At 35.7% G+C, this 13,050-nt stretch carries 16 protein-coding genes; all 16 read right to left on the bottom strand.

The features are described 5' to 3' along the window. Positions 1-16: 16 nt before the first annotated feature. From JT739_RS03840 to JT739_RS03765, 16 genes are read right to left on the bottom strand one after another with little or no spacing between them, the layout of a single operon-like run. Positions 17-664 (bottom strand): flagellar brake protein, encoded by a 648-nt coding sequence (locus JT739_RS03840; protein WP_237659774.1) that lies wholly within the window; start codon positions 662-664, stop codon positions 17-19. Further along, entirely contained in the window at positions 665-1,552 is an 888-nt protein-coding gene (locus tag JT739_RS03835; protein WP_237659773.1) for a MinD/ParA family protein, read from the bottom strand. Next, complete coding sequence (gene flhF, locus JT739_RS03830) at positions 1,545-2,693, bottom strand: flagellar biosynthesis protein FlhF (RefSeq protein WP_237659772.1); 1,149 nt, start codon at positions 2,691-2,693, stop codon at positions 1,545-1,547. Before flhF ends, JT739_RS03835 begins: the two co-directional genes overlap by 8 nt. Further along, positions 2,683-4,722, bottom strand: a complete 2,040-nt coding sequence (flhA, locus tag JT739_RS03825) for a flagellar biosynthesis protein FlhA (protein ID WP_237659771.1) — start codon at positions 4,720-4,722, stop codon at positions 2,683-2,685. Before flhA ends, flhF begins: the two co-directional genes overlap by 11 nt. A gap of 1 nt (position 4,723) precedes the next feature. After that, on the bottom strand, positions 4,724-5,800 hold the full coding sequence (gene flhB / locus JT739_RS03820) for a flagellar biosynthesis protein FlhB (RefSeq protein WP_237659770.1): 1,077 nt from the start codon (positions 5,798-5,800) through the stop codon (positions 4,724-4,726). Beyond that, complete coding sequence (fliR, locus tag JT739_RS03815) at positions 5,797-6,573, bottom strand: flagellar biosynthetic protein FliR (protein ID WP_255688317.1); 777 nt, start codon at positions 6,571-6,573, stop codon at positions 5,797-5,799. Before fliR ends, flhB begins: the two co-directional genes overlap by 4 nt. A gap of 11 nt (positions 6,574-6,584) precedes the next feature. Further along, entirely contained in the window at positions 6,585-6,854 is a 270-nt protein-coding gene (gene fliQ / locus JT739_RS03810) for a flagellar biosynthesis protein FliQ (protein WP_237659768.1), read from the bottom strand. A gap of 23 nt (positions 6,855-6,877) precedes the next feature. Beyond that, positions 6,878-7,657 (bottom strand): flagellar type III secretion system pore protein FliP, encoded by a 780-nt coding sequence (gene fliP, locus JT739_RS03805; protein ID WP_237659767.1) that lies wholly within the window; start codon positions 7,655-7,657, stop codon positions 6,878-6,880. Continuing rightward, positions 7,654-8,184 carry a flagellar biosynthetic protein FliO gene (locus tag JT739_RS03800; RefSeq protein WP_237659766.1) on the bottom strand — a complete coding sequence of 177 codons (531 nt, stop codon included), beginning with the start codon at positions 8,182-8,184 and terminating at the stop codon, positions 7,654-7,656. The genes fliP and JT739_RS03800 overlap by 4 nt, the downstream gene beginning before the upstream one ends. Before the next feature lie 13 nt (positions 8,185-8,197). Continuing rightward, positions 8,198-8,560, bottom strand: a complete 363-nt coding sequence (locus JT739_RS03795) for a response regulator (protein WP_237659765.1) — start codon at positions 8,558-8,560, stop codon at positions 8,198-8,200. A 16-nt stretch (positions 8,561-8,576) separates the two neighbouring features. Beyond that, a complete protein-coding gene (fliY, locus tag JT739_RS03790; RefSeq protein WP_237659764.1) occupies positions 8,577-9,701 on the bottom strand; it encodes a flagellar motor switch phosphatase FliY in 1,125 nt (374 codons plus the stop codon). A 4-nt stretch (positions 9,702-9,705) separates the two neighbouring features. Beyond that, a complete protein-coding gene (gene fliM / locus JT739_RS03785; protein ID WP_237659763.1) occupies positions 9,706-10,686 on the bottom strand; it encodes a flagellar motor switch protein FliM in 981 nt (326 codons plus the stop codon). A gap of 19 nt (positions 10,687-10,705) precedes the next feature. Next, positions 10,706-11,155, bottom strand: coding sequence for a flagellar basal body-associated protein FliL (fliL, locus tag JT739_RS03780; protein ID WP_237659762.1), 450 nt, complete (start codon positions 11,153-11,155; stop codon positions 10,706-10,708). A 13-nt stretch (positions 11,156-11,168) separates the two neighbouring features. Then, positions 11,169-11,924 (bottom strand): OmpA family protein, encoded by a 756-nt coding sequence (locus JT739_RS03775; protein WP_237659838.1) that lies wholly within the window; start codon positions 11,922-11,924, stop codon positions 11,169-11,171. Continuing rightward, a complete protein-coding gene (locus JT739_RS12880; protein WP_237659761.1) occupies positions 11,884-12,717 on the bottom strand; it encodes a MotA/TolQ/ExbB proton channel family protein in 834 nt (277 codons plus the stop codon). The genes JT739_RS03775 and JT739_RS12880 overlap by 41 nt, the downstream gene beginning before the upstream one ends. Before the next feature lie 16 nt (positions 12,718-12,733). Beyond that, positions 12,734-12,934 carry a flagellar FlbD family protein gene (locus JT739_RS03765; RefSeq protein ID WP_237659760.1) on the bottom strand — a complete coding sequence of 67 codons (201 nt, stop codon included), beginning with the start codon at positions 12,932-12,934 and terminating at the stop codon, positions 12,734-12,736. Positions 12,935-13,050: the final 116 nt, after the last annotated feature.

The following is a 13,050-nucleotide window of genomic DNA, read 5'->3' as shown; positions in this document are numbered from 1 at the left end:
TTATTCACCTCTGTACTTAATTAGAGTCATTTAATCCTTTTTGCCTCAATTCTCTTTGCTTTGCAAGGATAAATTTTATAATCTTGTCCTGCGAACGCTCATCGATATCTACAAACTTTACGGCAATATCATACTTGTTTACTTCCCTGATATCATCTCTTTCCGTTCTAACTACGGAGGCTTTTATGGCCTTTTCACCTAAAATATCAGGAATTTTAACTTCTAAATCTGCTCCTTTTTCTATCGTCTTCGAATGAGCAAATTTGATTCCACCTGCACTTAAATCACGGGTATATCTTAAAAACGTTTCCTCCGTACCAAATAATTTTATATGTATAGGCAAAGAAACTTTTAACCTAAAGTAATTCCGTTTTTGTTTTTTATACGGCAAACCCAAAGGATGCATTTTGATAACCGGTATGGGTTCATATTTTTTATCTTCAACTATACCCTCAATGCAATAATATGAATCCTTTCTTGAAAAGTAAATATTAATCTTTTCATTGATACCAATAAAAAACGTCCGACCGCCTTTCATTGGCATGCTCAAAAGAATACTGTTGGGGTAAATGTCTTCTATTTTAGAAGGGAAAAATAATTCACCATTTTCCCTTTTTATTTCTATTATTACTTTCATACCTATTTCTAAAAAATTATCAAACAATTACATAGCCCCCACGTTTGTTTTTATAAATGAAATAAGCTTTTTAAACCAACCATCAACAGTAACTCTATTTTCAATAGATGATTGCTGGCCATATACAAGTTTTGAGGTTATGTTTATCAAGCATTTGGAAGCTAACCCCTCTGGGTACTTGATAAAAAAAGGAATTTGTTCCATATTTGCCTTATGAATAGACTTGTCCTCCAGTATAAATCCTAAGTAATTAATATCTATATTTAAAAACTTTTTTGCCGCCTTTGTCAGCTTTTCCATAGTAAATTGAGCTTCTTTATAATTTTCAGTTTTGTTTACAATTAAATTTATTTTATCACAGTGTTTATGGGCTACTTTAATAAGAGCATAGGCATCCGTTACTGAACTAGGTTCCGGAGTTGTCACTACAATTACTTCATCAGCAGACTGAATAAAACCTATTACATTTTTTGAGATGCCAGCACTGGTATCTATAATAATTATATCAAAATCTCCTGAAATGCTCTTAAAACTTTCAATTAATATTTCTAATTGAGCATTTGTAATGTTGGCCAATTCATATAGACCCGATGCTCCTGGAAGTACTGAAATCCCCTTTGGCCCATCAACTATTATATCTTGAATTGATTTACCTATAGATAAAACATGAGAAAGATTATACTTGGGATAAAGGCCTGTCACTACATCAATGTTGGCAAGACCTAAATCCGCATCAATCAACAGCACTTTTTTCCCTAGGTTTTGAAGTGCCAAACCTAAATTAACTGACAAGTTAGTTTTGCCAACACCACCTTTACCGCTTGCAACACAGTAAACCCATAGATTTTTGTTTGGCTTTGAGGAAGATTTTTTTTGCTCCATGATCTTCCTAAGCTTAAGAGCCTGTTCATACATCTTCCTTGGCCCCCAAAATCATTTCAGCTATCTTGTCGGCTGAGGCAATTTCAATATCATCGGGAACATTTTGACCCATAGTAAAATAAGATAGTTTACACCCGGTCATTTTCAATGCATTCAATATCATTCCATAGGATTTTGTTTCGTCAAGCTTAGTTATTAAAATTTTTTTATATCCAAGTTCTTTATAATTATTTAAAATATCTACCATATCCCTATTTTTGGTTGCAGCGCTAATTACAATATGAATATCATCCGGATTTAACACATCCAGTAAATTTTTGATTTTCTTTATCTGAATGCGGTTATTGGGACTAAACCCCATAGTATCAACCAATAATAAATCATAACCTTTTAGTTCTGACAAAATCTCTTTTACTTCTTCCGGCCTGTAAACCACATGGACGGGTATTTCCAAAAGATCACCATAATGCTGTAATTGTTCAATAGCACCTACTCTAAATGTGTCTGCTGTTATCATCGCAACCTTTTTATTTTTATATAAAACATAATGGGCGGCAAGTTTTGCAATGGTTGTGGTTTTGCCTACACCAGTGGGCCCAACAAAGACAACAATATTATTCTCCTTTGACAGTGGGATTGGTTCGATTTCATCGACAAATAAGGCGATTTCTTGTTTTAAAGTTTCATATAATAAAGTTTCATTATTTAAGTCTGAATCAGTGAGTGCTTTTTTTGTATTGTCTATTAACATATTAATAATGCCAGGGTCAATTTCCATCTCATACATTCTCTCTTGGTATTTTTTTAATAGCTTGGGCATATCAATGTCTGTAGAATCATCTCGTTGTTTTTTATCCGAGTATAGTTTACTTAACAGCTTTTTGACTTCCTCAATATCCGTTTTTATGTCTTCAATTTCAGTAATAGATGCACTTTCCTTGGGTTTTAAATTGGCGTGTGGCAAGGGTGTCGGGTCTGGCATTATAGGGAAATTCACAGTTGGTTTTATATCATTAGCTGCTACGACCTCAACCATCTTTTTTGCAAAAAGGCCCATAAATCCACCTTTTTTTATATGTTTTGTTTTAAGTATTACCGCATCCTTACCTAAATCAGTTTTTACTTTATAAAATGCCTCTTGAATATTATCAGCAACATAGGTTTTAATTTTCATTTAAAGTCACCATCCCGACTGATTGCACTTCTATACCTGGTTCCAGCTCACTATAGGATAAAACCGGTAAAAAAGAAATATAATCTTCAATAACTTTTCTAAAGTACATTCTGACCATAGGACTCGTCAGTACAATGGGCGTTATGCCCCGCATGTTTAAGTTATTAATCAATTTTACAAGAGAATTTCTTATTTTTTGCACTGATGATGGCTCTATCGCTAAATAGGAACCTTGTTCATTCTGGCGAATAGAATCCAATATTAAATCTTCAACGCGGCTATCCAATGTGATTACTTTTGCGCTTTTCCCGGTTATAAACCGTTCTGTAATTACTCGTTTTAAGCGTTGCCTTACATATTCTGTTAACATCTCTGTATCTTTGGTAAGGGCAGCATAATCACCTAGTGTCTCAAGAATCGTCACCATATCTCTAATTGGCACATTTTCTTTTAACAAATTGGACAGTACCTTTTGTATTTCACCTATTGTAAGAATTTTGGGGACTGTTTCTTCCACCAATGCGGGATATTGATTTTTTAAATTGTCCAATAGATTCTTAACTTCTTGACGACCAAGGAGCTCATGGGCATAGCGCTTTATAATTTCTGTCAGGTGGGTTGCAAGCACTGAAGCTGCATCTACTATTGTATAACCTTTTAGCTCAGCCTGCTCTTTTTTATCGCTGGATATCCACCGTGCCTGTAGGCCAAAAGCAGGTTCCCTTGTTTCAATTCCATCTATGTCTATAGGACCTCCTGTGGGATTCATGACCATAAAGCAATCTGTTCTCAGTTCGCCTCTTGCTGCCTCAACACCTTTAATCTTTATTACGTATTCATTTGGATTTAATTGTATATTGTCTCTGAGCCTTATCATAGGAACTACTAAACCTAAATCCAATGCACACTGCCTTCGTATCATTACTACCCTGTCCAATAAATCCCCACCTTGATTGCTATCTGCAAGGGGAATAATATTATACCCAAATTCTACCTCAATAGGATCTACCTGCAACAGGGAATAAATATTTTCAGGTCTCCTCATCTCTTCCAGTTCTTTTTCTTTTTGCAATTGCTCTACTTCTTGATCTTTTTGTTTAGACGCTCTATCTAAAGACATACTCATATAGCCTAAGGTTCCTGCGAGCGCGATAAAAGGAAGAAATGGCAATCCCGGAATTATAGCAAAAAGGCCTAAAGCTCCAGCCGACAACATCAATAGCTTAGGATATGAAGTCAACTGCTTTACTAGGTCCTGGCCAAGGTGGCCTGAACTTGCAGCTTTTGTGACTATAATACCAGTTGCCATAGAAATTAAAAGTGCAGGAATCTGACTGACAATACCGTCACCTACTGTAAGAAGTGTGTACCTACTTAACGCTTCTGTAACTTCCAAACCATGAAAAACTATTCCTGTAATAAGACCACCAATTACATCTATTATAACTATAATAATACCTGCTATGGCGTCACCTTTGACGAATTTACTGGCACCGTCCATGGCACCGTAAAAATTAGCTTCCTTTTGAATCTCTAATCTTCTTTTCTGAGCTTCGCTTTCAGTAATAATCCCGGCATTTAAGTCTGCATCAATACTCATTTGCTTGCCAGGCATGGCATCAAGTGTAAATCTTGCAGCAACTTCTGCAACTCTCTCGGCGCCTTTGGTTATTACAATAAACTGCACAACTACAATAATGACAAATATAATGAATCCAACCAAGGGGTTCCCTTTAACAACAAAATTCCCAAAAGACTCAATGACTTTTCCAACATACCCATCAGTTAAAATTAGCCTAGTAGATGATACATTAAGTGAAAGTCTGAGCATAGTTGCTATTAACAAGAGGGAGGGAAATATGGAAAAATCAAGAGGCTTTTCTATATTCATTGAAATCAAAAGAATTACAAGAGAAAAGGTTACATTAAAGACCAATAATATATCCATTAAAGCAGCCGGTAGCGGTATTATCATCATTACAATTATTGCAATTGCCATTATAGCCATAGTTATATCGCCTAGTTCCATTTTATAACCTCCTCTCCCTCATACTGTAAACAAAGGCCAATATTTCTGCTACTGCATTATATAATGACTCCGGTATTACGTCTCCAACTTCCACGGTCTTATACAGGGTTTGAGCCAATTCCTTATTTTCGACAATGGGAATGTCCTTTTTTAAAGCAATTTCCTTTATTCTTTCAGCCAGCTTATCGACGCCTTTGGCCAGCACCACAGGTGCAAAATGTAAAGCAGAATCATATGCAAGAGCTACCGCATAATGTGTTGGATTTGTAATTATGACATCAGCTTTTTCCACATCTTTCATCATCCTGCTACGAGCCATCTGTCGTTGAATTTGCCTGATCCTTGACTTTATCTGAGGATTGCCCTCTACTTCTTTATATTCTTCTTTAATGTCTTGCTTTGACATCATAAGGCCTTTTTCGTATTCATACCATTGATAAAAGTAATCAAAAACCGCCATTATTAATAATGTGATAGCTGCTCTAATACCCATTTCAAAAGCTATGCTCAGAATCAGGCTCAATGAATCGCCTAAGCTCATATCCAACATTAAAGTAAATAAATTTTTATGTTTGTTGATAACAGTATAAACCACATAAGCTATTAGGGAAATTTTGAAAATCGATTTTAACAGCTCAAGAAGGCTTCTTCTAGAAAAAATACGCTTCAGGCCTTCTAAGGGGTTTATTCGCTCAAGCTTAGGTGAAATGGGCTCCAAACTTAATACAAATCCAACCTGCATGTAATTTACTAGCAAACTCAAACAAAAAATACCAAGTATTATGGGAAAAACTACTCTTAATATAAGTCTTAGTGTCTCGTAAAACAGTGAAATAATTCCGATTTGTGTAAAGATATCTTCTCTGTTTATTGAATCAATTAAAAAATAGTTAAAAATCTGCGTCATACTGACAGTTGAATTTCTGCCTGCAATTCTAAATATAATAAAACTTGCCAGTAGAATAAAAGCAGAGTTTAGTTCCCTGCTTGAAAAAACTTGGCCTCTTTCTCTTGCCTTCTGACGCCGCCTAGGGGTAGCTTTTTCTGTCTTTTCCTGGGCAAATAATTGTAAGTTCACGGTCTTACCAACATTTCTTTAATTGTTATTAGAATGTTTTCATAGGTGCCGTTGTAAACAGCATCTAATATTATAAAAAACATGGGGAAAACCATAATCATGCTTATCATTCCCACGGCTATTTTTACAGGAAGGCCAACCATAAACACATTCATTTGAGGAACCGTTCTCGCAATAAGTGCTAAAGCCAAATCTGTTAAAAAAATAACAGAAACTACTGGCAAGGCTATTTTTACTCCAAGCAAAAACATGTCTTTAAAACTTACGATTAATGCATTCAATAGGCCCTCTTGAAATACAGCTTCGCTGAGGGGTAGCAAATCGTAGCTTTTTATAATAGCTGAAATTAACATATGATGGCCATTAGCAGTTAAAAATAAAAGTATTGTTAAAATATAAAAATAATTTCCCATAAGAGGCACTTGTGTATTACTTTGAACATCCAATACATTTACTATTCCAAAGCCCATTTCCATATCAATTATCTCACCTGCTAGATAAAGGGAAGAAAAGAGCAAAAAAGCCCCATACCCAATTGTTATCCCAGTAATAAATTCTTTTAATGTACTTGCAGCCAAAATCCATAAATTGTCGCTAAAATTTATATCAGGAATAAAAGGGTAAACAATGATGGACAAAAGCGCTGCCAGGCCTATTTTCGCCTGTGCAGGAATTTCGCGCCTACCAAATACTGGGGTAATTAGCATATAACCTAAACATCTAAATAATATAAGTAGAAATTTTAATAAAGCTGTTTCTAAACTTATTTGCATAGTATCCTAACCTAATTTATAAATTTGGGAAGTTCATAATACAATTTTTGGGTAAAATCCGTTATAACCGTTAACATCCAAGGCCCAAATATAATAATTGCAGCTATAACTGCAATGATTTTTGGAACAAAAGTAAGGGTTTGTTCCTGTATTTGCGTTGTGGCCTGAAGAATACTGACAACAATTCCCACCAACATACCAAGACCCAAAATAGGCGCAGATACTAACAGTACCACTGATAGTGCTTCTCTAGCTAAGTAAATTACTGTTTCTTGAGTCATTATTTTATCACTTCCTTAAAAGCTCAACGGAATCCAGTGATTATAGAATTTATTACCAAATTCCAACCATCTACCATAACAAACAACAAAATCTTAAAAGGCAATGATATCATTATGGGTGGCAACATTAACATTCCCATCGACATAAGGGTACTTGACACAATCATATCTATAATTAAAAAAGGTATAAATATTACAAAACCCATTTGAAAGGCGGTTTTTAACTCACTTATTATAAAGGCAGGAATCAATACATAAGTAGGGATATCGTCAAGAGAATCTACGGGCTTTTCCAGCTTAGCATAGTGAACAAAAAGGGCTAAATCTTTTTCTCTTGTCTGCCTAAACATAAAATCGCGTAAAGGAACCTGAGCCCTTTGTAGTGCTTCAGTTGTATTGATTTCCTGATTTATGTAAGGTTGAAGTGCCTGTTCGTTTATCTGGCTCCACACCGGAGCCATTATGAATATAGTCAGAAACAAAGCAAGACCTATAAGCACCTGAGTAGGCGGAACTTGCTGGACTCCCATTCCGTTTCTGACAAAGGAAAGCACAATAATAGTTCTGGTAAAAGATGTGAGCATTATTAAAATTGAAGGTGCAAGTGATAGGATAGTAAGTAGCAATATTACTTGCAGAGTTAAACTCACATCGCCTGGAGTCTCAGCGGGTTCTATAAAAGGAAAAGATGGTATTGGAAAATCCTCAGGAGCAGCAAATGCTGTTTTATGTATATTTATCATATTAATAAGAAACAAGGTTGTATATATTGTTTTTAGCCTAAAACTTTTCTGTATAATCATTTTTTCCCACCAAATTTGTTATGTTCAGTAATTCCTTTAATTTTGCTTAAGTAATTCCCTAAATGAACTGAAAAACTATCCTCCATGAGATTTTCCTCAGCTTGCATAATCAGTTCCGCTTCTTCAGAACCTAACTTTTCCAACAAATGCACACCTTCTTTTCCAGTGCCGAGAAGCAATAAGCCCTCAGGTGATTTTACAATGTAAAGTGCATTATCTCCACTAAGTTGTAAACTATCAATTACCTCCATGTATTTGCTTTTTACCCTTATTTTCATCTGATATTTGCTTATCCAACGCGTCGTAAAATAAGCCAAAGCAGCTACTAGGACGAAAAATATAAAATATACAACAAAAGTCATAACACTTAATGGTCTTGAAATCGCTGGATTTGTAATATCGCCTGAGATATCAAAGTCATATTTTTCTAAGTCGTCTATGTTCACAGGATTTGCAAGTACTTGTGTTGTGGCAAAAAGTACTACTAATATTGTAAACAAAATAATGGAAACGGTGTTTTTGCTCATTGAAAAAACCTCATTAAGAAGCCAGCGCTTTTCTTACTGCTTCAATAACCCTTTCAGGTTGAAATGGTTTTACAACAAAATCTCTGGCACCGGCCTGTATAGCATCTATTACCATTGCCTGTTGTCCCATAGCAGAACACATGATAATTCGTGCCGAAGGGTCACTTGCTTTTATTTTTCTGACGGCCTCAATACCATCCATCTCAGGCATGGTTATATCCATAATAACCAAATCTGGTCTTAGTTCTTCATAAGTTTTTACAGCAACAGCTCCATTTTCAGCCTCTCCTGCCACAGTATATCCATTTTTGGTCAGTATGTCTTTTATCATCATTCTCATAAAAGCAGCATCATCTACTATTAATATTCCTCCCATTAACCTCAACCTCCTATTACTGTAAACTCTTAACCCTATCAATAGAGTTTAATATTTCTGTAATTCTAACGCCAAAGTTTTCATCTATGACCACAACTTCACCTTTGGCCACTAGCTTACCATTAACTAAAATATCAACTGGCTCTCCCGCCATTTTATCTAATTCTACAATGGTTCCGGGAGATATATCTAAGATCTCTTTTATGGTCTTACTTGTCCTTCCCAGTTCTACAGTCACTTCCAACGGAACATCTAATATCAAATCTAGACTTGAACCACTTGTATGCATTGGTTCTTCTTCAAAATGCTGAAATTGAACTGGTTTCACTTGAACGTTAGCCGTGGCATTATTAGCTGTTGCTTGCAAATTTTTTTCAGGTTCTTTTTTTAACATATCTTTTCGCTCCTGTGCAATTTGAACAGACTTCTGTTCTTTCTCTTCATTTAACCTTGAGCTTTCCGCCTCAAAATCAGGTTGGTCTGGTGTTGTTGACAGGGCATAGAGTTGTTGAACCAGGTTTTTTGCAAAAGGAATTTGCATCAATTGCATTATTTCAGTTTTCAAAAAGTCTCCAACTTCCATATTAAAAGATATAGTTACTATATCTTCAAATTCATCAAAATACCCTTTTAACGAATCTGTAGCCAAATTTATTTTTGTCAAACGTGGAGGTGATATGTTGATATCCTTTTTTAACATTGTTGATAAAGAAGTAGCAGCAGACCCCATCATCTGATTCATTGCTTCTCCAACAGCACTCATTCGCATGTCATCCAGTTCTACATCAGTATTACTACCATCACCTCCCATCATTAAATCAGCAATGACTTTTGCATCGTTTTCCTTAATTATCATTAAATTACTACCACTCAATCCCTTTGTATAAGAAACCTCAACACTAATAAATGGTATAGGATGAGCTTCTTTTAACTTTTGTATACTTGTAATAAATACTTTTGGGGTAGTAATTGTAACTTTATTTCGAAGCAGAGAATACAGAGTAGTAGCTGATGTTCCTATAGAAATATTGCCGATCTCCCCTAATGTGTCAATTTCTTCTTTTGTTATTTGATTTTCAGATTCTAATAAACCTTTTGTAAGTGCTCTTATCTCTTCAGAGGATAACAGCTGCTCATCCATCGAATCAGTCCTCCATTTCATAGGTTTTTTGGACTCTTACTGCCATTTTATTGCGATAAACGCCTATAGTTCCTGAATATTTCAATCTATCTTCTACGTATAAATCAATTCCATCACTTATATACTTATCCAAAGTTATTACATCTCCGACTGATAGATTGATAAACTCGCCCACAGTTACATGAGACCTGCCGAGTTCTGCTCTAATTTCTGTTTTCATATCATATACCTTATTTGTTATAACTTCCTTTACCATTTTAGGCTGTTCACTGTTTGTAGATAACCATATTCGTGTAGACAGTTTTGATATTATTGGTTCTAGAACAATATGAGGTATACAAATGTTTATCATACCTTCACTGTTGCCAACTTTTGCATTAAAAGTAATCAGGGCCACAGCTTCATTAGGTGAGACCAATTGAACAAACTGAGAATTTGTCTCTAGCTTTTCCATAGTTGCCTTTATTTCTACAACATCCTGCCATGCCTCAGTTAAAATGCTTGTCATTTTTTTAAAGACGCTACTAATAATGCTGCTTTCAATTTCAGTCGGTTCTCGGGATTTTTCGTTAAACTCTCCAGATCCTCCTAACAATCTATCTATAATTGCAAATGCAACCGTTGGGTTCATCTCAATAAGGGCAGCACCTTTTAATGGTGAAAAGTCGACAACTGCTATAAGTGAAGGATTTGCAACCGAAATAATAAATTCATTGTAGGTCATCTGCTCAACAAAGAACACATTGATTTGTACAAGGGTTCTAAGTTTGGCAGAAAGATATGTTGTAAGTAGCCTGGCAAAATTTTCGTGAATCATGCTCAACGTATGAAGCTGTTCTTTTGAAAATTTATTAGGGCGCTTAAAATCATAAGGCTTTATTTTTTTATCCGATTCTTTGTTTTTTATATCCTCAGCTTTTACCTCTCCCGTGGATAAGGCCGCTAAAAGTGCATCGATTTCATTTTGAGAAAGTATTTCAGACAATGTGTTCGCCCCCATCCACTTAATTTACAATAATGTCAGTAAAATAAACATCGACAATTCTTCCGCCATTTAATAATTGATTTAAAGCTTCTTTGATTTCCTTCCTCAGCTCTTCCATACCGTTACTGTCCTTAACTGAATCATGAGTTTTTGACCTTAGTATCGTAAATACTTTATCTCGAATTTCACTATCCTTGGATACAACTTCCTTTTCGCACTGTTTATCATTTAGCAAATAAACCATGGATAGTTTAATGTATCCCTTATCTGCTAAATTTGTGAGAAATTCCCCCGCATTATATGCCACCTGATCTCTTGAAGATTCTACATATTTTACGCTGCCACCTGCAATATTTTTGGCTACTACATATGCTACACCGGTAGTCATAATCATTAAAATAAATAGCGCCAAAACCACCAACAAAACATTTCTCAACCCACTCCTATTTTCGCTCTTTTGTGTTGCCAAGGCCTATCCTCCTTTACTTAGGTTCGCTAGCTTCTGATGTGGATTTTAGTATGATTATATCCACTCGCCTATTTAGTGATCTATTCTTGGCTGAGTCATTGGGAGCTATTGGTCTATATTCACCATATCCTGCTGCAGATAGTATATAAGGTGAAAAATTGTGTTTTTCAATCATGTATTTTACGACATTAACCGCCCTGGCAGTAGATAACTCCCAGTTTGATGGAAATTCGCGGGTATGTATAGGTAAATTGTCAGTGTGACCTTCTATTCTTATGTGTTTGTGTGTTTCTTTAAGTAATGGAGCAAGCTTATCCAAGATATCTTTAGCTTCATCTTTTATATCAGCTTTGCCAGAATCAAATAAAACTCCCTCTATTAATCTAATGACTAAGCCGCGCTCATCTAAATTTACCTGTACTCCCTTTAGGTTTTCTTCAGTAACGATTTCTTCCACTTCTTCCTGCAGCAGTTCAAACTCCTGTTGTTCCTGAGCAGAAATCAATAACTCTTCTACTTCTCCTCCTTCAATAAAATCACCTTCATGTATAACCATTCCACCGTCGATTATCCCCAAGGAACCCTGTAGAGAGAGCATTGCTGCATTAAATTTACTTTTATCTATACTAGAAAAGGAAAAAAGCAAGACAAAAAAGATGAGAATTTGTGTAATTAGGTCTGAATAGGTGGTCATCCAACCGGGAGCACTGGATATTTGCTCATCATTTTTATTGATGCGCCGTCTGATGCTGCCAGGCAAGGTCTTCACCACTTTCAACATTCTTATTTGAATTCATACCATTTCTGATGGCTGGCGCAAGAAACGCTTTTAGTTTTTCTTCAATAATTCTTGGGTTTTCGCCAGCTTGTATTGACAACATGCCTTCTATCATCACTTCTTTGATAAGAATTTCTTCGCTGCTCCTCACTTTAAGTTTTCCTGCCAGCGGTAAGAAAATAACATTAGCAAGAAATGAACCATAAAAGGTAGTAACAAGGGCCACAGCCATACCGGCTCCTATACTATCAGGGTTATCCAATTGAGTTAGCATATTTATAAGCCCGATAACAGTTCCCAGTAATCCAAAGGCAGGAGCAAATGTACCCATGGTTTGAAATATGCCCTGCCCTTCACCATGTCTTTCCTCTAAAAAGAGAAGCTCTGTTTCCATTATATTCCTCACGAGCTCTGGATCTGTCCCATCAACGATTAGTAAAATGCCCTTTTGCATAAACTCATCGTTCAATTGATAAGCAGCATCCTCAAGAGCAAGTAATCCTTCCCTACGGGCAGTTTCAGCAAGACTTATAATAGTTTTGATTACGTCACTTGGTTCTAAAGGTTTTTCTGTAAAAGCAACTTTCAAGACTTGTAATAACTGAGCTAATTTCGGGAAAGGATAATACACTATAGTTGCCGCCACAGTTCCTCCAAATGTTATCAGGAAGGAATTTAAACTTAAATATGTTCTTATAGTCCCTCCGTTATATATAGCGTAAGTTATAAGTATAACACCGCTTAAAACGCCAACTAATGTTGAGTAATCTACTCTGCGTTGCACTTCGCCGCACTTCCCTTCAAGTTTTAAGAGTTTCACCGCTGAAGATTTGTTTTTTGTATTGTATAACTTTACTTACGATTTCATCAATTTCTTCATTAACTATATACTTTTTTCCAGTAGTCAGTGTTACAACAGTATCGGGTGTTGATTCTACAGTTTCAATCAATTCAGCATTGAGAACAAATGTTTTTCCATTGAGCTTTGTAAGCTTTATCACTTTTCACAACACCTTTAAATTCCCCGGGCTTGATGAAATCAAGCCCGGTTATTGTCATTCGAATACCACGGGCTATGCCCGTGGTTCCGAAAAGCTTATAGCTATGAGTAGAAAAA

Origin of the sequence: Tepidanaerobacter sp. GT38, from assembly GCF_021991635.1 — a bacterium.
In the GTDB taxonomy this organism is placed as follows: Bacteria; Bacillota; Thermosediminibacteria; order Thermosediminibacterales; family Tepidanaerobacteraceae; genus DTU063.
This window is presented reverse-complemented; position numbering and strand designations above follow the sequence as displayed.